Here is a 25,785-nt window from a genome sequence, read left to right on the forward strand (position 1 = left end):
AGCGCCCATGCCACGCCGTGACAGGGGCTTTCCGGAAATACCCCGCTCAGCGAACGCTCAGTCGCGCAGAGGCAGCTGTACGACCAGGAGCTTGCCGGCCATCGTGACCCCGCCGTCCATCGCGATGGCCAGCCTGTCCGCGTACACGTGCGGGCCGTCCACGACCTCGGGACCGCGCGGCTCGTCGCCGTCCTCGGTGCCCACCTCGCCGAGCAGGTACGGGATGGGGCTGTGTCCGTGCACGACGCGGCCACCTCCGTAGGTGCTCAGGAGTTCCCGCACGGCCTGCGGGCCGGTCTCCTCGTCACGGAAGGCGAACCGCTTGGTGAACTTTCGGAAGAGGTCCCACGTGATGTCTGCGTCGTTGCGGTTGAGCAGCTCGTGGATGGTGTCGTTGACGTCCTCGATGGAGCTGCCGTAGTCGAGGTAGGCGGTGGTGTCGGAATGCAGCAGCAGGTGCCCGTCCTCCAGCGTGGTCGCGTCGAGCCGCGACATCCACTGGAGGTGTACGTCCTCCAGCCGCTCCATGTCGGTGCGCTGACCGCCGTTGAGCAGCCACGCGGCCTGGAAGGTGGCGGTGCCGGCGCCGGAGTGGATCGGGGTGTCGCCGAAGCGCTTGGCGCCGATGAGCAGCAGCTCGTGGTTGCCCATGAGGGCCTTGCAGTAGCCGCCCGCTGCGGCCGCCTCGGCGGACAGCCGCATGACCAGGTCGATGACCCCGATGCCGTCGGGCCCCCGGTCGGTGAAGTCCCCGAGGAACCAGAGCCGGGCGTTGCCCGCGGACCAGCGCCGGTCGGCGTCGATGAGGTTCTGGGCCTGGAGTTCGGTGACGAGCTCGTCCAGGTAGCCGTGTACGTCGCCCACGACGTACAGCGGGCCGGGCCCTGCCGCGGGGGTCTCCTGGGGGACGTAGTGGACCTGGACCGTGTCGCCGGGTCCACCCTGGGCACCCCGCCCGATGACGGGCAGGTCGCGCTGCGTGGGCGTGTAGCCGTCGGGTTCCTCGTCGTCGGCCGGGGCGGGTGCCTCCGGCACGTCCGACGCGACGGGTGCGAAGTCCCGGTGCTCGGAGACCCGCTGATGGGGCACGTGTTCAGCCTCCGGGGGCGCCGCGACGTGGTCCATCGGACGCGTGAGCGGCTCCGCCCGGTACTCGGGCTGCGCGTGTCCGGGCACGCCTTCGCCGTAGTACGCGGGGTACTCGCCGTATACGGGCTGCTCGCCGGACAAGCCGACGGACGCCGCGTACGGGGCGGGTTCGGTGACCGGCACGCGGAAGTCTCGCAGCGTGTCCGTCCGCATCGCGGGTCCCTGACCGGCCCCCTGAGTCATCGACCCCTCCACCACCGTCGCGCTGCCGTACACCTGCGGACCCTCTGACCTCCGGGTCGGAGGGTCCGTGATGTCGTGCGCCCATCATAGGAATGCGGCTCGCGCTCTGTGACGCACCAGGGGTGGTGAATCCTGGCCGGAGCCGGTCCTTCCTGCCACTTTCTACCGATATCGGTGAGGTTGAAATCTTTGGCGGGGCCGTCGGCCCCGCCGGTGTGGCGGCCGGTGCGGCCGATTCGGTCGGTCGAGGGGTCAGTCCTGGGCAGGTGAGCGCGGCGGACTGACGGTCATGCGGGGCTGCCTGCGCTGGGAGGAGGTACGGATGATCAGTTCGGTCGGAACGACCTGTTCGACGGGCCGGCCGGTGTCGACCCCCTCGATCGCGTCGATGAGCAACTGCACGACGGCCGTGCCGATGCGCCGCGGTTTCAAGGACAGGGTGGTGATCGGCGGTTCGGTGTTCGCGTACACGGTGGATTCGCTGCAGCACACGAGCAACAGGTCCTCGGGGACGCGTAGCCCGTAGCGCCGGGCGGCGGCGAGCAGGTCGGTGCCGTTGGGGTCGAAGAGCCCGTAGACGGCGTCGGGTCGGTCGGGTCGGGCGAGCAGCCGGTCGGCGGCGACCGCGCCCGCGCACGGGTCGTGGGCGGGGTAGGACTCGTAGACGGGGTCTTGGCCGACGCGCTCGCACCAGCTGAGGTAGGCGGTGGTGGAGAGCCGCGTGTAGGTGTCGGTGGTGGTGCCGGTGAGCAGCCCGATCCGGCGGGCGCCCGCGGCGGCGAGGTGGTCGAGCAGGTTGAGTACGGCGGCCTCGTGGTCGTTGTCCACCCAGGCGGTGACGGGGAGGGAACCGGCCGGTCGGCCGTCGGAGACCACGGGCAGGCCCTGGCGGACGAGCTCGCTGACCACGGGGTCGTGGTCGGAGGGGTCGATCACGACGGTGCCGTCGAGGGCCACGTTGGACCAGACGTCGTGTCGTGAGGTGGCGGGCAGGATGACGAGGGCGTAGCCGCGGGCGAGCGCGGCGGAGGTCGCCGCCCTCGCCATCTCCGCGAAGTACGCGAATTCGGTGAAGGTGAAAGGTTCATCCCCGTACGTGGTCACGGTCAGGCCGATGAGGCCCGACTTGCCCGTGCGGAGGGTTCGGGCGGCGGCGGACGGGCGATAGCCCAGCCGGTCGGCGACCTCGCGAACGTGGCGACGGGTGGCGTCGGGCAGCCGTCCCTTGCCATTGAGTGCGTCGGAGACGGTCGTGATGGAGACGCCCGCCGCGGCGGCCACGTCTCTGATGCCGGCCCGGCCCTGTCGGCCGCCGGTCCGCCGGGTGGTCTCGGTCCGGCTCACCTGATGCTTCCCTGCTGCTGTCATGGCGAGCCGATAGTAGGGCTCGTTGGGGCGGCTGGTCCGGGTGCATATGCACGCGTTGACAGGCACGTTTCTGCGTGGTTCGCCACCCCCAATGACCTTGGAAAGAAAGGTTTGTGGCCGTTCTGAGCGAGGGTGAGGCTTGTCGGCGGGTACGGGCATGCCAAAACGGGACGCTGTCCGGCGGGTCGCAACTCACCTGCACGAGGGATGCGCGCCACGGCGCAGGCCACCAGCGCGCGCATATATGCGCGCGCTCCCCCTGTGATCCTGGCGCCTGCCATTCTCGGATCGGCGGAATCCTCATAAGGTGAGCAGCATTAAGTCGGCGGCGACGTCGACGGGACGGTCGAGGAGGACCTGCGGTGAGCGAGAAGAGCCCGAGGCTGCGTGCCGAGCTGGACGGCATCCCCACCTACAAGCCGGGCAAGCCCGCGGCCGCGGGTGGGCCCGTCGCGTTCAAGTTGTCCTCGAACGAGAATCCGTACCCGCCGCTGCCCGGGGTCCTGGAGACCGCCGTCGCGGCGGCCGGTCGTTTCAACCGCTACCCGGACATGGCCTGCACGGGTCTGGTGAACGAGCTCGCGGAGCGGTTCGGGGTACCGGTCGAGCACATCGCGACGGGCACCGGCTCGGTCGGCGTGGCGCAGTCGCTGATCCAGTCGACGGCCGGCCCGGGCGACGAGGTCATCTACGCCTGGCGGTCCTTCGAGGCGTACCCGATCATCACGCAGATCTCGGGCGCCAGGTCCGTGCAGGTGCCGTTGACCGACGGGGACGTGCACGATCTCGACGCGATGTACGCCGCGATCACCGACCGGACCCGGCTGATTTTCGTCTGCAACCCCAACAACCCCACCGGTACCGCGGTGCGCCGGGCGGAGCTGGAGCGGTTCCTGGACCGGGTGCCCTCGGACATCCTGGTGGTGCTGGACGAGGCCTACCGCGAGTTCGTGCGTGACACGGACGTACCGGACGGCATCGAGCTCTACCGCGACCGCCCCAACGTGTGCGTACTGCGTACGTTCTCCAAGGCCTACGGCCTGGCCGGCCTGCGCGTCGGCTTCGCGGTGGCGCACGAGCCGGTCGCCGCCGCGCTGCGCAAGACGGCGGTTCCGTTCGGTGTCAGCCAGCTCGCACAGGACGCGGCGGTGGCCTCGCTGCGCGCCGAGGACGAGCTGATGGGCCGGGTCGGCGCGCTGGTGGGCGAGCGGGCGCGGGTGCACGCCACCCTGCTCGCGCAGGGTTGGACGGTGGTTCCCGAGACGCAGGCCAACTTCGTGTGGCTGCGGTTGGGGGAGCGGACCGCCGAGTTCGCGGCGGCCTGCGAGAAGGCCGGTGTGGTGGTCCGGCCCTTCGCGGGCGAGGGCCTGCGGGTCACGATCGGTGAGACCGAGGCGAACGACCTCTTCCTGCACACGGCGGAGGCGTTCCTCAAGGAGCTGTAAGGCGGTGGGACGTACGAGCCCTACGGGCCGTACGAAGCCGGTGGTACTCGACTACGCGAGTTCCACGCGGATGGGGTCGCCGTCGCGGACGGTGGCCAACAGGCGGGGGTCGCCGTCGATCGAGCCGAGCACGTTGCACGGGCTCGCCAGGCGGCTCTCGCCTTCGCGCGAGATGGGTGTCGGGCCGTAGGGCAGCGCGAGTGCGTCGCCGTCGGTCCAGAACGCGACCGTGCCCGGGTCGACCACCTGCCTGGCGTCGTGTTCCAGGGCCACCGAGATTCCGGTGTCGAAGTAGACCTCCTCTCCCCAGGTGTTGGCGGAGGCGGAAATCGGGAGTGCCTCCGCCAGGGACTTGCTGGTCGGGGTCTCGTCGAGCGTCGCGGTGAGCTGGCCCGCAGGCCAGGAGATTCGAATCCTCATGGGGCGCATTCAACAATCTGTTGAATGTCTTGGCTAGAGGGGACCCCGCTCAAGCGTCCGAAAATCGCATGCGCCATAATGCTTGTGAATGTGAACGCGTTCACAAGCGTGTCCTGCTTCGTCCCGTTATGAGCAGTACACAACAGACAAACTGCGGCTGTGACCACGGCGACACGAAGGAGACGACGACGTGGACCAAGCTCTGGCGCCAGAGACCCTGGCGCGATGGCAGTTCGGCATCACCACCGTCTACCACTTCCTCTTCGTCCCTCTGACGATCTCGCTCGCCGCGCTGGTCGCGATCTTGCAGACCGCCTGGGTGCGGACGGAGAAGGAGAAGTACCTCAAGGCCACGAAGTTCTGGGGCAAGCTCTTCCTGATCAACATCGCGATGGGCGTCGTCACGGGCATCGTCCAGGAATTCCAGTTCGGCATGAACTGGTCCGACTACTCGCGGTTCGTCGGGGACGTCTTCGGGGCGCCGCTGGCCTTCGAGGCCCTGATCGCCTTCTTCTTCGAGTCCACGTTCATCGGCTTGTGGATCTTCGGGTGGGACAAGCTGCCGAAGAAGATCCACCTGGCCTGCATATGGATGGTGTCGATCGGCACCATCCTCTCCGCGTACTTCATCCTGGCGGCCAATTCCTGGATGCAGCACCCGGTCGGCTACCGCATCAACGAGAAGACCGGGCGGGCCGAGCTCACCGACTTCCTGCTCGTCCTGACGCAGAACACGGCCCTGGCGCAGGTGTTCCACACCCTCACCGCCGCCCTGTTGACCGGTGGCGCGTTCATGGTGGGCATCGCGGCCTTCCACCTGCTGCGCAAGAACCACATCCCGGTGATGCGCACCTCGCTGCGGCTGGGCCTGATCGCCGTCGTGGTCGGTGGCCTGCTCACCGCGGTGAGCGGCGACACCCTCGCCAAGATCATGTACAAGCAGCAGCCGATGAAGATGGCGGCCGCGGAGGCCCTGTGGGACGGGGAGAAGGGAGCCCCCTTCTCGATCTTCGCCTACGGCGACGTCGACAAGGGCCACAACAAGGTCGCCGTAGAGGTGCCCGGACTGCTGTCGTTCCTCGCGGACAACACCTTCGACTCCTACGTGCCCGGCATCAACGACGTGAACAAGGCCGAGCAGGAGAAGTACGGTCCCGGCGACTACCGGCCGGAGGTCCCCGTCGCGTACTGGGGCTTCCGCTGGATGATCGGCTTCGGCATGGCCTCCTTCACCATCGGGGCCATCGGCCTCTGGCTGACGCGACGCAAGTTCATGCTGCCGCCGGCCCTGCGCACCGGCGAGGACGAACGGCCACACCTGGTCCTCTTCAGGACAGCGCTGAGCCCGCGCTTCACCCGCCTGTACTGGCTCACCGCGATCTGGACGCTCGGCTTCCCGCTGATCGCCAACTCCTGGGGCTGGATCTTCACCGAGATGGGCCGCCAGCCATGGGTGGTCTACGGGGTCCTGCGCACCCGTGACGCCGTCTCCCCCAGCGTCTCGCAGGGCGAGATCATCACGTCGATGCTCGTCTTCACGGCTCTCTACGCGGTACTCGCCGTGATCGAGGTCAAGCTGCTCGTGAAGTACGTCAAGACGGGCCCGCCCGAGCTCACGGAAGCCGACCTCAACCCGCCCATCAAGATCGGCGGGGACGACAAGAACTCCGACCGGCCGATGGCCTTCTCGTACTGAGGCTGGAGGAGACCACACCATGCAACTTCAAGACGTCTGGTTCGTGCTCATCGCCGTCCTGTGGATCGGCTACTTCTTCCTGGAGGGCTTCGACTTCGGGATCGGCGTACTCACCAAGCTGCTCGCCCGTGACCGCACGGAGAAGCGGGTCCTGATCAACACGATCGGGCCCGTGTGGGACGGCAACGAGGTCTGGCTGCTCACCGCGGGCGGTGCCACCTTCGCCGCCTTTCCCGAGTGGTACGCGACGCTGTTCTCCGGCTTCTACCTGCCACTGCTGATCATCCTGGTCTGCCTCATCGTCCGCGGCGTCGCCTTCGAGTACCGCCACAAGCGTCCCGAGGACAAGTGGCAGACCAACTGGGAACACGCGATCTTCTGGACCTCGTTGCTTCCCGCGTTCCTGTGGGGCGTGGCCTTCGCCAACATCGTCCGGGGCGTGAAGATCGACGAGCACAAGGAGTACGTCGGTACCTTCCTCGACCTGCTCAACGGGTACTCGATCCTCGGCGGCCTGGTCACCCTCACCCTGTTCACCTTCCACGGCGCGGTGTTCGCCTCGCTCAAGACCGTCGGCGACATCCGGGACCGTTCGCGGCGCCTGGCGACCCGGCTGGGCGTGGTCACCGCCGTGCTGGCGCTGGTCTTCCTGACCTGGACCCAGCTCTCGCGGGGTGACGGCAAGAGCCTGATCGTCATGGCCGTCGCGGTCGTGGCGCTGTTCGCGGCGCTCGGCTTCAACCGGGCCGGCCGGGAGGGATGGGCGTTCGCCCAGTCGGGGGTCACCATCGCCTCCGCCTTCGCGATGCTCTTCCTGACGCTCTTCCCGAACGTCATGCCGTCCTCGCTGAACGATGCCTGGAGCCTCACCGTCACCAACGCCTCGTCCACGCCGTACACCCTGAAGATCATGACCTGGCTCGCGGTGGTGGCCACCCCGGTCGTCGTGCTCTACCAGGGCTGGACCTACTGGGTGTTCCGCAAGCGCATCGGTACGCAGCACATCGTTGACGCGCACTGAGCCGCTGACCGTCCCGGGCTCTTCGAGTCGGGAACAGCCCGTGCCTGCCTGACCCTGCCGAGGGGATGTTTCACGTGAAACCGATCGACCCGCGCCTGCTGCGGTACGCCCGCTCCACCCGTCTCTTCCTGGGCGCGGTGGTGGCCCTCGGGCTGGCCGGGGCGGGGCTGGTCGTCGGTCAGGCGATGCTCATCGCGGAGATCGTGGTCGGCGCCTTCGAGGAGGGGCTGGACGGCGAGGCGCTCCGAACGCCACTGCTGCTGCTCGCTGCGGTGGCGTTGGGGCGCGGGCTGATCGCCTGGCTCACGGAGCTGGCCGCCCACCGGGCCAGTGCCGCGGTCAAGTCCGAGCTGCGGGGGCGGCTGCTGGACCGGGCCGCCGACCTGGGGCCCGGATGGTTGAGCGGGCAGCGCACGGGATCGCTGGTGGCACTGGCCACCAGGGGCGTGGACGCCCTCGACGACTACTTCTCCCGCTACCTGCCCCAACTGGGACTCGCGGTCGTCGTGCCGGTGGCGGTGCTCGCCCGGATCGTCACCGAGGACTGGGTGTCGGCGGCCATCATCGTCGTCACCCTGCCTCTGATCCCGCTGTTCATGATCCTCATCGGCATGGCCACCCAATCCCGTATGGACCGCCAGTGGCGGCTGCTCTCGCGGTTGTCGGGGCACTTCCTGGACGTGGTGGAGGGGCTTGCGACCCTGAAGGTCTTCGGTCGGGCCAAGGCCCAGGCCGAGTCGATCCGCAAGATCACCGATGACTACCGGCAGGCCACGATGCGGACGCTGCGCATCGCCTTCCTCTCCTCCTTCGCCCTGGAACTGCTCGCCACGCTGTCCGTGGCGCTGGTGGCCGTGACCATCGGCATGCGGCTCGTGCACGGGGACCTCGATCTGTACACCGGACTCGTCATCCTGATCCTGGCCCCGGAGGCGTATCTGCCGCTGCGCCAGGTGGGAGCGCAGTACCACGCGGCTGCCGAGGGGTTGGCGGCCGCCGAGGAGATCTTCGAGGTGCTGGAGACCCCGGTCGCGCGGGGCGGCGGTTCGGCCGTCCCGGCGGCGGGTACTCCGCTTCGCATCGCGCTGGACGGTGTGGCCGTCCGGTACGAGGGCCGGGGCGAGGACTCGCCGGCACCGGTTTCCCTGGTGGTCGAACCGGGCGAGTGCGTGGCGCTCACCGGGCCGAGCGGCGCGGGCAAGTCCACGCTGTTGCAGGTACTGCTGGGGTTCGTGGAGCCGACCGCCGGGCGGGTGTCGGTCGCGGGCGTCGACCTGGCCGACCTGGCGCCAGAGCAGTGGCGGGAGCGGATCGCGTGGGTGCCGCAGCGGCCGCACCTGTTCGCGGGCACGATCGCGGAGAACGTGCGACTGGCCAGGCCGGACGCGTCCGACGAGGCCATCACCGAGGCACTCGCGGACGCCGGGGCCCGGGAGTTCGTGAACGCGCTGCCCCGCGGCGCGGACACGGTGCTGGGTGAGGGCGGGGTGGGGCTGTCCGCCGGGCAGCGGCAGCGCCTCGCGCTGGCCCGTGCCTTCCTGGCGGACCGGCCCGTAGTGCTGTTGGACGAGCCGACCGCCGCGTTGGACGGGGAGACCGAGGCCGGCGTGGTCGAGGCGGTACGCAAGCTCGCGGTCGGGCGGACCGTCCTGCTGGTGGTGCACCGGCCGGCGCTGCTGGCCGTCGCGGACCGGGTCGTGACCGTGGGCGCGGGGCCGGCGGGCCCCTCCCCCGTGGCGGGGCCGGACGCCTCCCTGCTCGTACGGTTCCCGCGGGGAGCGGGACCGGTTCGGGACCCGGAACCCGGGCCGGCCGATCCCGGGGAGTGGATCCTCGGCGTCGCTTCCGAGGGCGCGGCGAAACGAGCGGGCACCGACGCGGGCGGGCGCGATCCGCTCCGGCGGGTACGCGAGGTGGCCGCGGCCTGGCAGGGCCGGTTCCGGCTCGGGCTGCTGCTCGGCGCGCTGGCCGTCGGGTGCGGTGTCGGCCTGATGGCCGTCTCCGGCTGGCTGATCTCGCGGGCCTCGGAGCAGCCGCCGGTCCTCTATCTGATGATGGCGGTCACGGCCACCCGCGCCTTCGGTATCGGACGGGCCGTCTTCCGCTACGCCGAGCGGCTCGTGTCGCACGACGCCGTCCTGCGGATGCTCGCGGATCTGCGGGTCTCGGTGTTCCGGCGGCTGGAGCGGATCGCGCCGGCCGGACTGCGCGAACAGCGGCGCGGGGATCTGCTGTCCCGGCTGGTGGCCGACGCGGACGCCCTGCAGGACTACTGGCTGCGCTGGCTGCTTCCCGTCGGCACGGCCGTGCTCGTCGGCACCGGCTCGGTGGCCTTCACCGCCTGGCTGCTGCCCGAAGCCGGGGCCGCGCTGGCCCTCGGACTGCTCGCGGCCGGTGTCGGGGTGCCCCTGGTCAGCGGCGCCGTCGCACGTCGCGCCGAGCGCAGGCTGGCCCCCGCCCGGGGCGGCCTCGCGACTCGGGTGGCCGACCTGTTGACCGGTACCGCGGAGCTGACCGTCGCCGGTGCGCTGGCGGGGCGGAAGGCCGCCGTGCGCGCGAGTGACCGGGCACTGACCGACATCGCCGCGCGGGGCGCCGCCGCGACCGGGCTCGGTGGTGGACTGTCCGCCCTCGTCTGCGGCCTGACCGTGGTGGTCGCCGCCCTCTTCGGCGCGAACGCCGTGGTGGAGGGTCGGCTGTCCGGGGTGACGATGGCGGTGGTCGTGCTGACTCCGCTGGCCGCCTTCGAGGCCGTCACCGGACTCCCGCTCGCGGTGCAGTACCGGCAGCGGGTGCGCCGCAGTGCCGAACGGGTCTACGAGGTCATCGACGCGCCGGCTCCGGTCACCGAACCGGACCGGCCGCACGCGATGCCCGCCTCGCCCCTCCCCCTGCGGCTGACGGGGATCACCGCCCGCCACCCCGGCCAGGAGCGGGACGCGCTGGCGGGACTCGACCTGACGCTGGAGGCCGGCCGCCGTGTCGCGGTCGTCGGGCCGTCGGGCTCGGGCAAGACCACGCTGGCACAGGTCCTGCTGCGGTTCCTGGACCAGAGCCAAGGCTCGTACACCCTGGGCGGGATCGACACGCGCTCGCTCGACAGCGACCAGGTGAGGCGTTCGGTGGGCCTGTGTGCCCAGGACGCGCACATCTTCGACAGCTCGGTACGGGAGAACCTGCGCCTGGCCCGCACCGACGCGACCGAGGCGCAGCTGAGGCAGGCGCTCGCCGCGGCCCGGCTGCTGGACTGGGCCGACGGGCTTCCCGACGGCCTGGACACCCTGGTCGGCGAACACGGGGAGCGGATCTCCGGCGGTCAGCGGCAACGGCTGGCCCTGGCCCGGGCGCTGCTCGCCGACTTCCCCATCCTGGTCCTGGACGAGCCGGCCGAGCACCTCGACCTGGCGACCGCGGACGCGCTGACCGGGGACCTGTTGGCGGCCACCGAGGGCCGGACCACGGTGCTGATCACACACCGGCTGGCCGGCCTGGAAGCGGTGGACGAGGTGCTCGTCCTGGATCAGGGCGCCGTCGTGCAGCGTGGCGGGTACGAGGAGCTGGCCCTCGTCGATGGCCCACTGCGGCGGTTGCTGGAACGGGAACGCGAGGCGGACGGCATGGCGGCCGGGAACCGCAGGCCGACTTTCACCAATAAAGGGGACTAACTAGGCTCAAGGGCATGTCAGTGCAGGAGTCTCAGGAACCACCGGATCCATCACGGGGAACGCCGGACCCGCTGGAGGCCGCCACCCGGGCCACCAGGAGTCTGCAGGGGCTCTCCACCGAGCTCACCGCCCGGGTGCCGCAACTGCTGGAGGCGATGCGCTCGGTCGGTACGGGCCTTGAACTGCACTCCACCCTCGACCGGATCTGCGAGACGGCCGCCGAACTGGCGGACGCCCGCTACGCGGCGATCGGCGTGGTCGACACCGAGGGCCGCGGGTTGTCGGACTTCGTCACCTTCGGCATCAGTGCCGAGACGGCGCGGCAGATCGGCCACCGTCCGGACGGGAAGCAGGGCCTGCTCGGCGCGCTCATCTCCCACCCCGACACCGTGCAGCTGGCCGATCTCACGAAGGATCCCCGATCTTCGGGCTTCCCGGCGCATCACCCGCCCATGAAGACCTTCCTCGGCGTCCCGATCCGGGTGCAGGGGGAGATCTTCGGCAATCTGTACCTCGCCGAGAAGAACGGCGGCGGCGAGTTCAACGACTACGACGTGCACATGGTGCGCGTGCTGGCCACCGAGGCGGGCATCGCCATCGGCAACGCCCGGTTGTACGAGGCCGCCACCCAGCGCGAGCGCTGGATCGACGGCTCGGTGGCCGTCACCACGGCCCTGTTGTCGGGCGGGGACGCGGACGACGCCCTCGCGGTGGTGGCCGAGCAGGCCCGCCGGTTGGCCGACTCCGCCGCCGGGATCGTGCTGCTGCCGGCCGAGGACGGGGGGATGGAGATCGTCGCCGTGTCCGCCGAGAACCCGGCCACCTCGCTCGGAGTGGTCATCCCCGCCGAGAGCCCGGTGGTGGACAACCTGCTGCGGGGCGAGCCCGTCTTCGTGGACGACGCGTCCTGCGACCCTCGCATGATCAGCAAGCTGACCAGCCAGTTCGGGCCCTGCATGATGCTGCCGCTGCACAGCGGCGGACGGGTGCTCGGTGCCCTCGTCACCCCGCGGGCACGCGGCAAGCGGCCCTTCAGCGAGTCCGAGCGGACCCTGGCGACACAGTTCGCCTCCCAGGCCGCCCTCGCGTTGATGATGGCGGAGGCTCAGCGCGACCGGGAGCGGCTCGCGGTCTTCGAGGACCGCGACCGCATCGCCCGTGATCTGCACGACCTCGTGATCCAGCGGCTGTTCGCCACCGGAATGATGTTGGAGGGCGCTCAGCGCCGGTCCGTCGTCCCGGAGGTCAGCGACGGGGTCGGGAAGGCCGTGGACGAACTGGACGTCACGATCCAGGAGATCCGTACCGCGATCTTTGCCCTCCAGCAGGGCCCGGCGGAGGCCCCTTCGGGGTTGCGCACCCGGGTACTGCGAGAGATCAACATGGCCGCCGTCCCCCTCGGCTTCAAGCCCGCGCACCGTTTCCTCGGCCCGATCGACGCGGTCGTGGGGGAACTGGTCGGCAAGAACCTGATCGCGGCCCTCCGTGAGGCCCTGTCGAACGCGTTCCGGCACTCCGAGGCGTCCCGGATCGAAGTGGTCCTGGACTCCACCATCCACCTGGCCGACGGCCGGCCCGGGGTCCGGTTGGAGGTGGCGGACGACGGGGTGGGCATCGCGGAGGGCGGCCGTCGCAGCGGGCTGCGGAACCTGCGCCGCCGGGCCGAGTCCCTCGGCGGGTCGAGCTCGTACGGCCCCGGAATCGGCGAGGACGGCGGCGGGACCACCGTGGTGTGGCAGGCCCCGCTCTGAGAGCGCGGCGCCGGTCCCGCCGGCCGGCGGGACCGGCCCTGTTCCTGGTCCCGCCGCTTCCGGTCCTGCTCCTATGCGGTGCGTTCGGTCAGGATGCGCTCGATGACAAGGGCGACCCCGTCTTCGTTGTTGGCGACCGTGCGGCCGGACGCGGCCGCGAGCACGTCCGGGTGCGCGTTGCCCATGGCGTACGAGGTGCCTGCCCAGCTGAGCATTTCCACGTCGTTCGGCATGTCACCGAAGGCCACCACCTCGGCGGCGGAGATCCCACGCTCGGCGCAACACAGGGCCAAGGTGCTGGCTTTGGAGACGCCGAGCCCGCTGATCTCCAGCAGGGCGGTCGGGCTGGAGCGGGTGATCGAGGCGTGCCTGCCGGCGACGGAACGGGCCAGGATCAGGAACTCGTCAGGTGCCAGTTCGGCATGGTGCGCGAGCAGCTTCAGCACGGGTGTATCGCTGTCGTCGAAGTCCTCGCGCAGCAGCTTCTCCACGGTGGCCACCGTGGCACCCGGGTCCTGGAAGAACGGCGGGTAGGCCGGCTCGTAATTGATCCCGGTGGTGCGTTCCACGGCGAAGGTCGTACCGGGGGCGGCGGCCCGCAGCGCGTCCACGACCGTGAGCGCGGTGGTCCGGGGGAGCCCCCGGACCTGTACGAACTCGCGGCCCGCGTGGAGGTCGACCACGGCCGCGCCGTTCGCGCAGATCGCCAGGCCGTGACCGTGGACGTGGTCGCTGACCACGTCCATCCAGCGGGCCGGGCGCCCGGTGACGAAGAAGACCTGGATCCCGGCCGCCTCGGCGGCGGCGAGTGCGGCGATGGTGCGGGGCGAGACGGTCATGTCGTCGCGCAGCAGGGTGCCGTCGAGGTCGGTGGCGATGAGCCGGGGAGTGGGGGTTGGCCCGTCCGGGCGCTGGGGAGCCGAGGTCACGGTCCCATCTTCGCCCATGAGCCCCCGGCACTGGACCAAGATCGGCCGGCCTGCCGTGTGGGATTCGCGCTGCTTTGTGGTGTCGCCGCCCGTCCGGGGCGATGTTTCACGTGAAACCGAGTCCAGTCGCAGGCAGGAGCCCGGGATGTTTCACGTGAAACAGGAGGGCCCGCCTTAGGCTCGCGTGTATGAGTCTGCGTCTGAGCACTGTGATCCTCCCCGTACGTCCGTGGCACGAAGGAGGCCGCGACCAGTGGTCGAGGGCCGAGGAGCTCGGGTTCCACACCGCCTACACCTACGACCACCTCACCTGGCGGACCTTCCGTGACGGTCCCTGGTACGGCGCGGTTCCCACCCTGACCGCGGCGGCCTGCGCCACCGAGCGGATCCGGCTGGGCACGCTCGTCACCTCGCCGAACTTCCGCCACCCAGTGACCCTGGCCAAGGACCTCATGTCCCTGGACGACATCTCCGGCGGGCGCGTCACCCTCGGTATCGGCGCCGGTGGCAACGGCTACGACGCGACGGCGCTGGGCCAGGAGCCGTGGACCCCCAGAGAGAGGGCCGACCGCTTCGCCGAGTTCGTGCCGCTCCTGGACCGGCTGCTGACCGAGGGCGCCGTGACCGGGGACGGCACCTTCTATTCAGCCGTGGAGGCCCGCAACATCCCCGGATGTGTCCAGCGGCCGCGGTTGCCGTTCGCGGTCGCCGCGACCGGGCCCCGGGGCATGAAGGTCGTGGCGCGGCACGGCCAGGCGTGGGTGACGGCGGGCGATCCGAAGGTCTTCGAGGGGACCCCCGAGCAGTCGCTGGAAGCCCTGCGCGGACAGCTCGGCAAGCTGGAGAAGGCCTGTGCGGAGATCGCGCGCGACTCCGGTTCGATGGAGAAGGTCCTGCTGACGGGCTTTACCCCGGAGCGCAACACGCTGCTGGAGTCCGTGGACGCGTTCGTCGACTTCGCCGGCCGCCATCAGGAGCTCGGCTTCACGGAGCTGGTCGTCCACGCGCCGATTCCGGACTCCGACTTCGCCGCTGACCAGGCCGTGTTCGAGCGGATCGCCACCGAGGCCCCCGCCCAGCTCAACGGCTGAGGCTTCCGGCCCACCCCTGGTACGGGAGCGCCCCCGGCCCGCCGCGATGAACGGCGGGGCGGGGACGGCAGACGCTGCGCTGGCGGGCCGCAGTTTCCGTGGTCTCAATCGGGGACTCAATCCCTCAGGTCGCAGTCCCTCAGGCCATCAGGTCACAGTCCGTCAGGCTGTCAGTCCCGCAGACGCGCAACGATCCGTTCCGCGTTCGGCAGCATCCATTCCTGTGCGACGCCCTCGGGCAGCGCCTGGATCTCCTCGATCAGCGTGGTGATCCGCTCGATGCCCGCTTCCGGGCGGCCCAGCTCCTGTTCGGTCCAGGCGGCGTTGTTCACGCACTGGAAGCGGTCCTCCAGATGGTCATGGCCGAGCTCCGCGTAGACGACCGCGGCCCGGTCCCACAGACGGATCTCCTCCAGTCGCAGCGCCGTGCTCCGGGACTCACCGAGGGTGGGAAGGGCTGAGGCACCGCCGTCCGCCCCACCCTCGTCCCCGTTCTCCTCGTCGGGCCGTTCCATCGCCTGAACCTGGCGGTCCAGCACCTGGGCCGACTGGTGCCAGGTCTGCGCGAGTTCGGACCGGAGCTCCGGGGCCTGCGGATCGGTGGCCCTCGCCGCTTCGAGCACTCCGGCGGCCTCGTCCATCAGGGTCCGGGCCGCCGTCAGCGTCTCCACGGTGGTCTCCTCGCGCAGCGCCAGCCAGGCCAGCGAACGCAGGATCCGCGCCTCCGCGACTGGCGCACCGCCCGCCTGTCGATGCAGCTCCAGGGCTCGTTCGTACGCGGCGATCGCCTCCCGCACCAGCTCCGTGCCGGCGAGCTGGTCGGCGGCCGCCTGCGCGAAACGCGCCTGAGGACGCGGGTCCTCCCAACCCTTGGTGAGCTCCGCCGCGTGCAGGTACTGCTCCGCCGAGGCCGACAGGTCCCGTACCTCATGCAGGAGGTCGCCGAGGAACTCCCTCACGAAGACGGCCTGCTGCTCACCGTGCTCCAACAGATCGGGCAACGTCGACTGCACCACCTCCGCGGCGTCGGCGTACCGCTCGGTCCGTGCGTACGCCCGTGCCAGCAGCAGCCGCGCCTGCGCGCCACCGTCCGCGCTCAGCCCGGCCTGGTCGAACCAGTGCGCCGCCGTCAGCGCGTGCTCGGCGGCCTCCTCGGCCCCGTCGCGCCGGCGCAGCAGGGTGTCGGCCAAGGTGAGTCGTACGACGCCCTGTTCCTCGGGGTCGGTCACCTCGGCAGCGTGTTCGAGCCCGGACCGGGCCGCTTCCTCCGCCTCCTCGGGCCTGTCCAACGAGAGCAGCACGCCGGCCCGCAGCACCAGGGCGTCCACCGCCTGCCAGGGGCAACCGGCCTCGACGGCCCGGTCGGCGGACGAGGACAGCGACGACAGGGCCCGCTCCGGGTCGCCCTGCGTGAGCATCACCCGGCCCAGCATCTCCTCCGCCTCCGCCACGACATCGGGCAACGTCCCCGCGTACGAGGCGATGAAGGAGTCCAGCTCGGCCGACAGCTCCGCGTGCCCGTGGTCCTGCTCGTGGTCGTGGCCATGCCCGTGCCCGGCGCCGTGCCCGGTTCCGGTCTCTTCGTCTTCGTGGGTGGCCTCGATCGACCGCAGGTACGGCTCCAGACGGATCGTGGTCAGCTCGGCGCGTGCGATGCGACGGCGCCGCGCGGGGTCGGTCGGGTCCAGAGCCTCGGCGGCCCTGACGGCACTCGCGAGCAGGCTCCGCGTCTTCGCCGGATCCGCCCCGGCCTGCGCCGCGACGCCCGCCAGGCGCAGCTCCGCCAGCGCGGCACGTTCCGCCAGCCCCAGCGCGAGGTAGCGGTCCCGGGCGACTGTCAGCAACTCCGTCGCGTCGGCGGCCCCGGCACGCGCCGCGGATACGGCCCGGTGGTCAGCCAGGTCGGCGGAGAGCAACGGGTCCACCTGCGAGTCCGGGAGGGCTGCCACGCGTACGGCGAGTTCGGACCAGAGCGCCTCCGCGCCCGGGTGTCCCTGGTCGCGGGCGTGACGGGCCCGTTCCGCCGTCGCGTCGAGCCCGGCCCGCGCCGGGGCAGCCGGGGAGGTCGGGACGGTCGGGACGGTCGCGGTTGGAGCCGCGGCCGGGGTGGCCCGCGGCAGCGCCGAACTTCGTACTCCCAGGGGCAGCACGTCGACCAGGGGGGCCCGACCGAGCCGGGCGAGGAACCGGCCGGAGACGCGGCTGTTTCCGTTGCGCGCGTCGAACCGGCGGGCGATGTCCAGGCAGCCGGCGCGCAACACCGCGTACAGCTCGTCGACGGAGTGGGCGGCTCCCTCGTAACGCACGGAGGTCCCGGCGCCGTGGCCGAGCGTCATGAGCCGCTCCAACAGGACGAGTACGCCGCCGTGGAAATCGAGTTGGGCCTTGACGTCGGTGAGCGGCTTGAGGTGCGTCTCGTGATCGAAGAGGATCTCCAGTCCGCGTGCCTCGTTGCCGGTGAGGGCGCAGAACTCGATGTGCTGTCCGATCGAGCGCAGCAGGCTCTCGTTGCCGCGCGCCAGGCGGTAGCCGCGCAGGTGATGGGCGCGGGCCTCGTCGGCGCGGCCCTGGCGCAGCAGGGGCAGCAAGGATCGTGCGAGTACCCGGTGCGGTTCCTCCTGGCAGGTCTGCCTTCCCGACAGCACCGGCTCCCAGATCTCGATCGCCTTGGCGTCGTCGCCCTTCGTGGCCCAGAACGTGCCCTGGCTGTTGGTCTCGCAGGCGTGGCAGTCGCTCATCTCGTCGCGCTCCATGGCCTGCCATGCGGCGACCGCCCGCTCCGCCCGCTCGTCGTCGCCGATGGCGTCCGCCAGGTAGTACTCCGACTGACGCACCGCGCGTTCGCTGTATCCGGCGAGGCGGTAGCGGCGCTCCATGTCCGCCAGGTAGCCGGCCGCGGAAGCCAGCGGAATCTCGGGAGAGTTGATGATCTGGCCGGAGACCCACTTGAAGCGCCAGAAGAGGGAGTGGGTCTCGCCCCGATCGAAGGCACCGGGATCGCGGTCGTACTCCTGGAGCAGCCGGGCGAAGGGAACCATCATGCGGGTGCGTTCGGAGCTGTACTCGTACGCGTCGATCTGGGTCACCAGCGCGTTGCGGAACAGGGCCCGGTCGCCGCAGACCTCGGCCGCCGCGGCCAGCGCCTCGGCCTGCGCGTTGCGCGCGGCGCCGTGGGGGAGGCGGTGGTTCTCGTGCAGCGCCTGTCGGATCTCTTCCGGGGTCAGGTTGCTCACTTCTCGTTCTCCCGCGTGTCGGTGGAGTGGGTCGCCCACTCCAGGAGGCCCAGGAAGGCGCGGTTGAGCAGCGTGGAATCGGCGGGACGCAGCGGTCGCTGGGACATCAGCAGCGCCTGGCCGTACAGCGATTCGACGGCGGTTGCGGTCAGGGTCGTGTCGGGAAGGTTCGCGATGCGACGGATCAGCGGGTTGTTGTGGTTGAGGACCAGGCGGGCGCGCGGCGCGGAGCCGCGCAGCGCGCCGAGGATGCCGGTCCACAGGGAATCGGCACTGTCGAGGGCCGCGGTCCGGTCGCGTTCCTGGCGGGCCTGCCGGTCGTCGAGGTAGAGCGCGGGGACGGACGCGGGCTGGAAGGCGCGCAGCACCACGTCGCAGCTCTGGGGTTCGAGACGCGTACGGGCGGTGGCCAGGAAGGAGGCGAGGGCCAGTTCGACCGTGGTCGGTACCGGGTCGAGACGCTCGGTGACCGCTCCGGCGTCCAGTTCGGTGACCTTGAGCTGCGGTCGTACGGCGGGAAGCAGGGCCAGCAGGTCGGCGTCATAGGTGTAGCCGGCGTTGATGACGCCGAGGCCGTGGGCCGCCGCGATCGGGGCGATCTGACGGAACTCCTCCACGGTGCGCGTGAAATGGATGTCGGTGTGCGCGGCGGCGAACTCCTCCAGGCTCATCGACCCCTCGCTGGTCTCGAACGGCAGCCAGGGCAGCATCAGATCGAGGAGTTCGGCGTCGTGCCGGGCCAGGGACTTCACGCCGAGGTGGTGGACGCCCAGGAAGGAGGCCAGTCGTTCCGGGTCACTCGCGGCGAGTTCGGCGAGCCAGGCCCGGATCCGGGCACCGAGGGCTTCGCGGACCGCGGCGAGGGTTTCGTCGTCGTACAGGTTCTCGCGGGATGCGGTGGGCCGCAGGGTGTCGGTGTCGAGCACCACGCGGACGAAGAAGGCCCACTCCGGCAGCAGGTTGTCCGCCTGGTCGGTCAGCAGCATGCCCTTGAGGTGGACGCGGTGCCCGGCCCGGTGGGCGGGGCTGGTGGGCTCGGCGAGGACGTAGGCGACCCCGCGCACGCCGGCGACCGGCAGATCGAGGTCGATGCTGTCGAGCGGGGTGAAACCGAAGAGCTGCGCGCAGTGTCCGGCGAGCGCCACGCGACGGGCGGCCGGGGTGGGGAAGGACCGGTCCCACACCGCGGGCCGATCGGTGATCGGGCGGGGCTCGCCGCCCGCGCCGTCGTCGAAGGTGATGTCGTGGTGGAGCAGTGAGCCGTAGTCCCGCGCGAGGCGTTCGACCCTGGCGGGCTCGGTCCACTCCTCGGCGCCGGGGCGGGTCTCCAGGTGGACGGTCGTACCGGGCTCCGGGCGCGCTTCGTGGGGGAGCTCGCGGACGGTGTAGGAACCGTCGTCCGTGGCCAGCCACTCCACGGGTGCCGCGAGGGGGTCGCGTGCGGATCGGGTGACGACGCGGATCTGACGGGCGACGACGAAGCAGGCGAGCAGTCCGATGCCGAACTGGCCCAGGAACTGCCGGCGGGTGTCCTCCAAGCCGTGGCCCTCGATCCCACCGTTGCCGCGCTTGGAGCTGCGGCCGATGGTGGCGAGGAGGGAGTGGGCCTCGGCCGCGGTCAGGCCGATGCCGGAGTCCTCGATGGTGACCCGGCCGGCGGAGGCGGTGAGACGGATGTGGACCCGCGCGTCGGGCTCGAGCGCGTGCCGGGCGGTGATGGCGTCGACGGCGTTCTGGAGCAGCTCGCGGACGTAGACGCGCGGGCTGGAGTACAGGTGGTGGGAGAGCAGGTCCACCAGGCCGCGCAGGTCGACTTGGAAACTGTTGACCGGGGGTTCGGACGGAGCCGAGGACTGCGGCGCCGAGGACAGCGGAGCCGAGGACAGCGGAGCCGAGGACAGCGGAGCCGAGTAAGGAGCTTGGGACAGGTCTGCCGATGGAGCTTCGGATGGGGTGTCGGACGTCATGGGGTGTCACCTCACGTGTTCGCATGGATGGTTCGGCGATCGCGAGGTGCCCCCCTCACCGATCCCGGAGTGGGAACAGGTTAGGGGGATGATCTGACATTCTCCCTGTGAATTGTGCGTGCCCGCGCGTCACTGGAACCGCAGGAACTCCGGTGGCACGGCGTCCACCAACCACACCCCGTTGGCGCTGATCCGGAACACGTGTCCGGCCGCCCGCATCGCGCCCGCGTCCACGCTGAGCACGACCGGTCGTCCGCGGCGCGCGCCCACCCGGGTCGCGGTCTCCCGGTCCGGGGACAGGTGTACGTGGTGTCGGGCCATGGGCCGCAGGCCCTCGGCGCGGATGGCGTCCAGGGTCGCGCCGACGGTGCCGTGGTAGAGGTACGCGGGCGGTTCCGCTTCGGGCAGGTCCAGGTCCACGGCGATCGTGTGTCCCTGACTGGCCCGGATGTGGGTGCCGTCGATGGCGAAGCGTTGCTTGTCGTTGGCGGCGACGACGTGGTCGAGTTCCGGCCGGGTGATGGGGAATCCGTGGCCGGCCGCGGCGTTCAGGAGGTCGTCGATCTCCACCCAGCCGTGTGGATCGAGCACCAGTCCGATCCGTTCCGGCTGATGTCGCAGGTGTTTCGAGACGTATTTGGACACCTTCACGGTGCGTCTGTCATCCATGGCCCCAGCGTGCCGGTTCGCGGGCCCTTCCGGCAGCGATTTTCGGCGGCACCGTCGACCCTGGACTCCCTCTATCGCGATTCCAAGATACGGAATACATTTTCCGCTGAACTGATGTCCATGGGGGAGAAGTCATGACAATCGATGCTTCGCTGCCGCGTCGCGCGACCGCCGAACTCATCGGTACCGCGGGACTGCTCGTGGTGGTGATCGGTTCGGGGATCCAGGCCACCGCCCTGAGCCGTGACACCGGTGTCGCCCTCGTCGCCAACTCGCTCGCCTCCGCCATCGGCCTCGGCTTGATCATCACGCTCTTCGGCCCGCTGTCGGGCGCCCACCTCAACCCGGTGGTCACGCTCACCTCCTGGTGGGCCCGTCGCACCGGAGGCCAGGGGCTCGACGGCCGGGACGCCCTCGTCTACACCGCCGCCCAGGTCGTGGGCGCCATCGCCGGCGCGCTCCTCGCCGAGGCGATGTTCGGGCGCGTGCCGGGGGCCTTCGCCACCCAGGTCCGCGGGGGCGGGCACCTGCTGATCGGCGAGATCGTCGCCACCGCGGGTCTGGTGCTGGTCATCCAGGGGCTCGGCCGGATCGGCCGGGCCAAGCTGATCCCGGCCGCCGTCGCCGCCTACATAGCGGCCGCGATCTGGTTCACCTCGTCGGGTTCCTTCGCCAACCCCGCGGGCACCGTCGGCCGCGCCTTCAGCGACTCGTTCACCGGGATCGCCCCCCAGTCGCTGCCCGGGTTCGTGGCGGCCCAGTTGCTGGGCGGGGTCCTCGGCCTGGTCCTCGCCGGCGCGCTCTACGGCACCGACCGGACCGCCCGTGCCGCCCGGAGCGCAGCCGGAGCGGACGCCGCCCCGGGCGGTGAGCGGTACGCCGGCGCTGGTACGGACGTCGGTCCGGTCGCGAAGCAGGATGCCGACCCGAACGCCGCCCCGGATCCCGCCCCCGGCAGCGGCCTGGACGCAGGCGTCGGCGCAGGCCGCGACGCCGCACCCGACACGGGCCTGGGCGTCGCACCCGGCACCGGCGCCGGCGTCGCCATCGGTGGAGTCGAGATCGAGCCGGAGACGACGATGGCCGATATTCCCCGCCCCAATACCCAGTTGGGGATGACCGCTTGAGCCCAGGACGAGTTGCCCACAGGAAAACCCGACTTGTCCACAGCCGATTCGATCAGTTTTGCAGGCAAGAGGGCGATTCGCCCTGTGGACTACTGATCGAGTACTACCGGCCGCTCCTGCCGACCAGTTCGTTCATGGTCCGGGCCTGGATCTCCCGCTCCGTCGCCGCCCGGACGAACTCCGCCACGTGGTCGGGACCCACCAGCTCCTGCACCGCCCGGACCGTCCCGGCCGGCAACGCCACCGGAGTGGGCCCCGAGGGCTGCTCGACCCCGGCCGCACCCAGGTGTTGCTGGAGGTGGCGGGTCGCCAGCAGCCTCATCGCCCGTGCCAGCTCGGCGTCCACCGTCTGTTGGGCCAGCGGCCGCAGTCTTCGGACCATCGCCGCCGCTTCCGCCGCGTCCGTGTCCGTGGGCGGTACGTGCCCCAGGTAGCGGGCGAAGACGTGCTCGGTGGTGAACTCCAGGAAGCGCGACGCGATGTGCTCGACCTGCCCGCGCAGCTCCCGCAGATGTCCGGTGATCGCCACCAGCGGCACCCCCGCCGCGTACAGCTCCGAGGCCACCGCCAGTTCCTGCGGTGATGGCACCAGGAACTCGTCCGGGCGCCCCGGAATGCGTTCCAGCACCCCGAGCTCGCACGCTTCGCCCACCGCGTCGTCGTCGGGTCGCCCGCCGAACCGCTCGTTGAGCTCGGACCGGCTGATCCGGTCCGCCTCCTCGTCGGTCCACGGCCCGTGCACCTCGGCCACCAGGCCCAGGACGCCGCCCAGCCCGCGCCCCGCGTCCCATGCCTCCAGCAGTTCCTTGATGGAGGCCAGGGTGTACCCGCGGTCCAGCAGGTCCGCGATCTGGCGCAGCCGCGCCAGGTGCGTGTCCCGGTAGACGTTGGAACGGCCGCGTCGCTCCGGCTTCGGCAGCAGACCGCGGTCCTGGTACGCCCTGATCGTGCGCACCGTCGCGCCGCTGTGGTGTGCCAGATCCTCGATCCGGTACTCGGCTACCGCCTGATCGGACAATCCCGGCTCCCTACGACATGGCGGCTCGGCCGACCGCGCCCGCCGCGGTCCGGGCGGCAGGTGGCGCCGCCAGGTACTCCACCGCCCTGCGCAGCGAGCCCTCCTGCGAGGGATGGTACGACCGCCTCAGGTAGCGGGGTATGGCCCTGCCGTGCTCTCTCCGCGTCGGCAGCGCTCCCCGTGCCCTTTCGCCGAAGTCTCGATCGGCCCCCGCCGGCGGGACCTCGGGCCCGGGCCGCGGCCGTTCCGGGAGCGAGCGACCCCTCCGGCCGTCCGCTCCCACGTCCGCTCCCACGTCCGCTCCCACGCCCGCTCCCACCATCCCGCTGCTCACCACCCGGGCTCCGGCCCGCTCACAGCCGGGGCTCCAGCCTCGCGATCCGCCGCAGGGCGCCCGGCGCCAGGCGGGACAGCAACAGGGCGCCCTTGGACTCGGGCGTCACCGGTACCACGGCCTGGTTCTTCACCACGGCCAGCAAGATCGCGTCCGCGACCTTCTCCGGCGGGAAGTTGCGCAGGCCGTACAACCGGGAGGAGCGTTCCTGGCGGCGCTTCTCCTCGGCCTCGTCCACCCCGGCGAAGCGGGACGTGGCGGTGATGTTGGTGTTGACGATGCCGGGGCAGATGGCCGAGACGCCGATCGACTTCGAGGCGAGTTCCGCGCGCAGGCACTCGGACAGCATCAACACCGCCGCCTTGGAGGTGCTGTAGGCGGGCAGGGTCTTGGAGGGCAGATAGGCGGCGGCCGAGGCGGTGTTGACGATGTGCCCGCCCTGATCGCGGTCGGCCATCTGCTTGCCGAAGATCCGACAGCCGTGGATGACGCCCCACAGGTTGACGTCGAGGACCTTCTTCCAGTCCTCGGCGCTGGTGTCGAGGAAGGCCCCGGAGAGTCCGATCCCGGCGTTGTTGACCAGGACGTCCACGATTCCGTACTCGGCGGCCACTTTCGCCGCGAGCTTCTCCATCGCCTGCTCGTCGCTGACGTCCACGCATTCGCCCCAGGCCTGCGGAGCCCCCACCAGGCGGGCCATGTCGGCGGTGCGCGCCGCGCCCTCCGCGTCCCGGTCCACGCACACGACCCGGGCTCCGGCCTCGGCGAAGGCGAAGGCGGTGGCCCGTCCGATGCCGCTCGCGGCGCCGGTGACCAGGACCAGTTGGCCGCCGAACCGGTCGGCGTACCGGCCGGGCGCCTTCTGCTCGGGGGCGCGCGTCGCCGGCTCCTGCCGCCCGTTGACGAACTCGGTGATCCACGAGGCCAGTTGGTCAGGTCGGGTGCGCGGTACCCAGTGCTTCGCGGGCAGGGTGCGCCGCACCAGGTCCGGGGCCCACAGTTCGAGCTCGTCGTAGAGCCGCTCGGACAGGAACGCGTCCCCGGTGGGCGTGATCAGCTGCACGGGCACGTGCGCGTACGCGTCGGCGCGCGGCCTGCGCATCCGGGACCGTACGTTGTCGCGGTAGAGCCAGGCCCCGTGCGCCGCGTCCGAGGGCAGGGACGCCGTCGGGTAGTCGCCGGCCGGGACTCTCTCCATGCGCTGGAGGATCCGGGGCCACTGCTTGCCGAGCGGTCCGCGCCAGGCCAGCTCGGGCAGCACCGGAGTGTGCAGCATGGCCACGTACCAGGACTTCGCACCCTGGTTGAGGAGTTGGGCGGCCCGGCGCGGGGTGGGCCGGGCCAGCCGCTTCTTGATCCAGTGCCCGAAGTGGTCGAGGGAGGGCCCCGACATGGAGGTGAACGAGGCGATCCTGCCCTCGGTGCGGGAGACCGTCGCGAACTCCCAGCCCTGTACGGAGCCCCAGTCGTGGCCGACCAGGTGCACCGGCCTGTCCGGACTCACGGCGTCCGCGACGGCCAGGAAGTCGTCCGTCAGCTTCTCCAGGGTGAACCCGCCGCGCAGGGGGACGGGGGCCGACGAGCGGCCGTGACCCCGTACGTCGTACAACACGACGTGGAAGTGCTCGGCCAGCCGCCGGGCGACCTCCGACCAGACTTCCTTGCTGTCCGGGTAGCCGTGCACCAGCACGACGGTCGGCCGGTCAGCCTCCCCCAGCTCGACGACGCACAGTTCGATGCCGCCCGTGCTCACCCGACGCTCGCGCGCGCCTTCCAGACCCGTCCCGCCGATGCCGCTCATGCCGCCTTCTCCTCAGCCCAGCGCCGCACGTGCGGCAGATCGTCGTCCAACCAGAAGGCGCTTTCCTCGGGGTCCCGGGAGTCGGTGACGACCAGGATCTCCTCGAATTTCGCGCCGGTCCCGCGGAAGCCCAGGTGCGGCTCCACCGCCCACAGGCCGGGCCTCGGCACGTGATCGGAGAAGTGGTAGGGGCTCCACAGCGGTGACCAGCCCTCTCGGTGCCCGTGCAGGGCATCGCTCGCCAGACCCTTCAGGGACTGGGTGCCGAACCCGAACGCGGTCGGTGACCAGCGCCGCTCCTTGACCCGGTCCAGCTTGTGGGCGATGACGCCGAAGGGGTAGGCCCGGTGTCGGTTGGCGTAGCCCTGGCGGGTCATGAGCCGCTCGACGTTCTCGTATATCTCGCGCAGTGAACGGCGTTCACGGACCTGCCGCAGGATCAGTTCGCGGTGCGGTCGCAGGTCTGCCATCAAGCGGTCCTGGACGGGATGCAGACCGAGGCTCCCCGAGTATCCGACGTCGGCGGCGTAGCCGTTGTGGACCGGGGCCATGTCGAGGATGAACGGCATCCCCGGCTCCAGCCTCCGGTTCGTCGGGAAGAACTGCAGGGGGACCTTGAAGTTCGCGAAGGCGGTGCGGTCGCCGAACCACGCGAAGGGCATGTGGAACCAGTCCCGCACCCCGCGCTCGCGCAGCCACTCGCGCTGCATCCGCGCCGCCTCGCGTTCCGTCAGACCCGGGCGGAGCTGCGCCGCCACGGCCTCGGCGCACTCGTAGGCGAGGCGCTGGACCTCTCTGAACCCGCGCAGTTCGGCGCTGAGCCCGGAGACCCCCGTGGCTCCGGTCGCTCCGGTGAATGCGGAGCGTCGCGTCGTGCGTCGCTTGGTTTCCCCAGCCATGCCAGCCGTCCGTCCGTGT

The 25,785-nt window shown here is 70.9% G+C and carries 17 protein-coding genes and 1 pseudogene; 7 read left to right on the forward strand and 11 right to left on the reverse strand.

Annotated elements, in window-relative coordinates; genetic code table 11:
- Positions 1 to 57: 57 nt before the first annotated feature.
- Both ACIRO3_RS15800 and ACIRO3_RS15805 read right to left on the reverse strand, forming a co-directional pair.
- The gene (locus ACIRO3_RS15800; protein WP_404136766.1) at positions 58 to 1,332 is read right to left on the reverse strand and encodes a metallophosphoesterase; all 1,275 of its coding nucleotides are present in this window, start codon (positions 1,330 to 1,332) and stop codon (positions 58 to 60) included.
- A gap of 252 nt (positions 1,333 to 1,584) precedes the next feature.
- A complete protein-coding gene (locus ACIRO3_RS15805; RefSeq protein WP_361973810.1) occupies positions 1,585 to 2,700 on the reverse strand; it encodes a LacI family DNA-binding transcriptional regulator in 1,116 nt (371 codons plus the stop codon).
- A gap of 362 nt (positions 2,701 to 3,062) precedes the next feature.
- Here ACIRO3_RS15805 and hisC point away from each other — a divergent pair, with 362 nt between their 5' ends.
- The gene (hisC, locus tag ACIRO3_RS15810) at positions 3,063 to 4,145 is read left to right on the forward strand and encodes a histidinol-phosphate transaminase (RefSeq protein ID WP_404136769.1); all 1,083 of its coding nucleotides are present in this window, start codon (positions 3,063 to 3,065) and stop codon (positions 4,143 to 4,145) included.
- Between the two features lie 51 nt (positions 4,146 to 4,196).
- Here hisC and ACIRO3_RS15815 read toward each other — a convergent pair whose 3' ends face one another.
- Complete coding sequence (locus tag ACIRO3_RS15815) at positions 4,197 to 4,565, reverse strand: cyclophilin-like fold protein (RefSeq protein ID WP_361770767.1); 369 nt, start codon at positions 4,563 to 4,565, stop codon at positions 4,197 to 4,199.
- A gap of 190 nt (positions 4,566 to 4,755) precedes the next feature.
- Between ACIRO3_RS15815 and ACIRO3_RS15820 the strand changes: the two genes are divergently transcribed.
- The 4 genes from ACIRO3_RS15820 to ACIRO3_RS15835 all read left to right on the forward strand — a co-directional run bounded on the left by ACIRO3_RS15820 (position 4,756) and on the right by ACIRO3_RS15835 (position 12,698).
- Positions 4,756 to 6,261, forward strand: coding sequence for a cytochrome ubiquinol oxidase subunit I (locus tag ACIRO3_RS15820; RefSeq protein ID WP_404136772.1), 1,506 nt, complete (start codon positions 4,756 to 4,758; stop codon positions 6,259 to 6,261).
- Between the two features lie 19 nt (positions 6,262 to 6,280).
- Entirely contained in the window at positions 6,281 to 7,282 is a 1,002-nt protein-coding gene (gene cydB / locus ACIRO3_RS15825; protein ID WP_404136775.1) for a cytochrome d ubiquinol oxidase subunit II, read from the forward strand.
- A gap of 74 nt (positions 7,283 to 7,356) precedes the next feature.
- Positions 7,357 to 10,947: a thiol reductant ABC exporter subunit CydD gene (gene cydD, locus ACIRO3_RS15830; RefSeq protein ID WP_404136778.1), complete on the forward strand. Its 3,591-nt coding sequence runs from the start codon at positions 7,357 to 7,359 to the stop codon at positions 10,945 to 10,947.
- Positions 10,948 to 10,961: 14 nt separating this feature from the next.
- A complete protein-coding gene (locus ACIRO3_RS15835; protein ID WP_404136781.1) occupies positions 10,962 to 12,698 on the forward strand; it encodes a GAF domain-containing sensor histidine kinase in 1,737 nt (578 codons plus the stop codon).
- 71 nt (positions 12,699 to 12,769) lie between these two features.
- On the opposite strand, the gene ACIRO3_RS15840 is transcribed toward ACIRO3_RS15835, so the two are convergent.
- A complete protein-coding gene (locus ACIRO3_RS15840; RefSeq protein ID WP_404136785.1) occupies positions 12,770 to 13,645 on the reverse strand; it encodes a Cof-type HAD-IIB family hydrolase in 876 nt (291 codons plus the stop codon).
- Positions 13,646 to 13,815: 170 nt separating this feature from the next.
- On the opposite strand from ACIRO3_RS15840, the gene ACIRO3_RS15845 reads away from it, so the two are divergent.
- Positions 13,816 to 14,718, forward strand: a complete 903-nt coding sequence (locus tag ACIRO3_RS15845) for an LLM class flavin-dependent oxidoreductase (RefSeq protein WP_404136788.1) — start codon at positions 13,816 to 13,818, stop codon at positions 14,716 to 14,718.
- Between the two features lie 170 nt (positions 14,719 to 14,888).
- Here ACIRO3_RS15845 and ACIRO3_RS15850 read toward each other — a convergent pair whose 3' ends face one another.
- From ACIRO3_RS15850 to ACIRO3_RS15860, 3 genes are all read right to left on the reverse strand, one after another.
- Positions 14,889 to 17,951 (reverse strand): tetratricopeptide repeat protein, encoded by a 3,063-nt coding sequence (locus tag ACIRO3_RS15850; protein ID WP_404136791.1) that lies wholly within the window; start codon positions 17,949 to 17,951, stop codon positions 14,889 to 14,891.
- A complete protein-coding gene (locus tag ACIRO3_RS15855; RefSeq protein WP_404136794.1) occupies positions 17,948 to 19,918 on the reverse strand; it encodes an HSP90 family protein in 1,971 nt (656 codons plus the stop codon). Before ACIRO3_RS15855 ends, ACIRO3_RS15850 begins: the two co-directional genes overlap by 4 nt.
- Before the next feature lie 129 nt (positions 19,919 to 20,047).
- On the reverse strand, positions 20,048 to 20,587 hold the full coding sequence (locus ACIRO3_RS15860) for an RNA 2'-phosphotransferase (protein WP_404136797.1): 540 nt from the start codon (positions 20,585 to 20,587) through the stop codon (positions 20,048 to 20,050).
- Positions 20,588 to 20,721: 134 nt separating this feature from the next.
- Here ACIRO3_RS15860 and ACIRO3_RS15865 point away from each other — a divergent pair, with 134 nt between their 5' ends.
- Positions 20,722 to 21,714, forward strand: a complete 993-nt coding sequence (locus ACIRO3_RS15865; protein ID WP_404136799.1) for an aquaporin — start codon at positions 20,722 to 20,724, stop codon at positions 21,712 to 21,714.
- 103 nt (positions 21,715 to 21,817) lie between these two features.
- On the opposite strand, the gene ACIRO3_RS15870 is transcribed toward ACIRO3_RS15865, so the two are convergent.
- The 4 genes and pseudogenes from ACIRO3_RS15870 to ACIRO3_RS15885 form a co-directional block, all read right to left on the reverse strand.
- Positions 21,818 to 22,732, reverse strand: coding sequence for a MerR family transcriptional regulator (locus ACIRO3_RS15870; RefSeq protein ID WP_361973845.1), 915 nt, complete (start codon positions 22,730 to 22,732; stop codon positions 21,818 to 21,820).
- Between the two features lie 10 nt (positions 22,733 to 22,742).
- Positions 22,743 to 22,913: pseudogene (locus ACIRO3_RS15875) on the reverse strand (metal-dependent hydrolase); the annotation flags it as partial.
- Between the two features lie 172 nt (positions 22,914 to 23,085).
- Positions 23,086 to 24,867: an SDR family oxidoreductase gene (locus ACIRO3_RS15880; protein ID WP_404136802.1), complete on the reverse strand. Its 1,782-nt coding sequence runs from the start codon at positions 24,865 to 24,867 to the stop codon at positions 23,086 to 23,088.
- On the reverse strand, positions 24,864 to 25,766 hold the full coding sequence (locus ACIRO3_RS15885) for a M24 family metallopeptidase (protein ID WP_404136805.1): 903 nt from the start codon (positions 25,764 to 25,766) through the stop codon (positions 24,864 to 24,866). Before ACIRO3_RS15885 ends, ACIRO3_RS15880 begins: the two co-directional genes overlap by 4 nt.
- Positions 25,767 to 25,785: the final 19 nt, after the last annotated feature.

Source organism: Streptomyces sp. NPDC102278, from assembly GCF_044766345.1.
GTDB lineage: Bacteria > Actinomycetota > Actinomycetes > Streptomycetales > Streptomycetaceae > Streptomyces.

What these genes read in the sequence shown, in the direction of transcription:
- ACIRO3_RS15885 (WP_404136805.1), bottom strand. Translation starts at nt 25,766, where the DNA reads ATGGCTGGGGAAACCAAGCGACGCACGACGCGACGCTCCGCATTCACC.
- ACIRO3_RS15840 (WP_404136785.1), bottom strand. Translation starts at nt 13,645, where the DNA reads ATGGGCGAAGATGGGACCGTGACCTCGGCTCCCCAGCGCCCGGACGGG.
- ACIRO3_RS15800 (WP_404136766.1), bottom strand. Translation starts at nt 1,332, where the DNA reads ATGACTCAGGGGGCCGGTCAGGGACCCGCGATGCGGACGGACACGCTG.
- ACIRO3_RS15855 (WP_404136794.1), bottom strand. Translation starts at nt 19,918, where the DNA reads ATGACGTCCGACACCCCATCCGAAGCTCCATCGGCAGACCTGTCCCAA.
- ACIRO3_RS15805 (WP_361973810.1), bottom strand. Translation starts at nt 2,700, where the DNA reads ATGACAGCAGCAGGGAAGCATCAGGTGAGCCGGACCGAGACCACCCGG.
- ACIRO3_RS15865 (WP_404136799.1), top strand. Translation starts at nt 20,722, where the DNA reads ATGACAATCGATGCTTCGCTGCCGCGTCGCGCGACCGCCGAACTCATC.
- ACIRO3_RS15845 (WP_404136788.1), top strand. Translation starts at nt 13,816, where the DNA reads ATGAGTCTGCGTCTGAGCACTGTGATCCTCCCCGTACGTCCGTGGCAC.
- cydB (WP_404136775.1), top strand. Translation starts at nt 6,281, where the DNA reads ATGCAACTTCAAGACGTCTGGTTCGTGCTCATCGCCGTCCTGTGGATC.
- ACIRO3_RS15835 (WP_404136781.1), top strand. Translation starts at nt 10,962, where the DNA reads ATGTCAGTGCAGGAGTCTCAGGAACCACCGGATCCATCACGGGGAACG.
- ACIRO3_RS15860 (WP_404136797.1), bottom strand. Translation starts at nt 20,587, where the DNA reads ATGGATGACAGACGCACCGTGAAGGTGTCCAAATACGTCTCGAAACAC.
- ACIRO3_RS15880 (WP_404136802.1), bottom strand. Translation starts at nt 24,867, where the DNA reads ATGAGCGGCATCGGCGGGACGGGTCTGGAAGGCGCGCGCGAGCGTCGG.
- ACIRO3_RS15815 (WP_361770767.1), bottom strand. Translation starts at nt 4,565, where the DNA reads ATGAGGATTCGAATCTCCTGGCCTGCGGGCCAGCTCACCGCGACGCTC.